This is a genomic window from Mesorhizobium sp. M1A.T.Ca.IN.004.03.1.1, assembly GCF_003997555.1.
In the GTDB taxonomy this organism is placed as follows: Bacteria; Pseudomonadota; Alphaproteobacteria; order Rhizobiales; family Rhizobiaceae; genus Mesorhizobium.
The window spans coordinates 1-264 of the sequence record NZ_RZTV01000463.1 but is presented as its reverse complement, the minus strand read 5'-3'; the positions used below and the strand labels follow the sequence as shown (position 1 = coordinate 264).

The 264-nt window shown below is 58.7% G+C and carries 1 protein-coding gene; it reads left to right on the top strand.

Features of this window, described 5'->3' with window-relative positions:
• Positions 1 to 264 (top strand): sensor histidine kinase N-terminal domain-containing protein (locus tag EOD29_RS32445; protein ID WP_206520569.1); only part of this gene is annotated, 264 nt, incomplete at both ends.

Genomic DNA, 264 nt, shown 5'->3' with positions numbered 1-264 from the left:
ACCCACGGGGTATTGTCGTTGCAGGGAGTGAGGACCTTTCCCACACGGCGTTGCCTCAGCAGACGCAGAAAGAGTTGGTCTTCGAGGATGGCGTCTATGCGGATCAGCCCGTGCGCATGGCCACCATTTCGAAGAAAATCGAAAATCCCGCCGTTACCGGCTGGGCAGAGATCACGGTCGCACAGACGATACATGCTCGCACCGGCCTCGCCCGTAGGCTGACATACGAGGCGCTCGTTGTGATCGGTGTGATGTTCTTGCTCG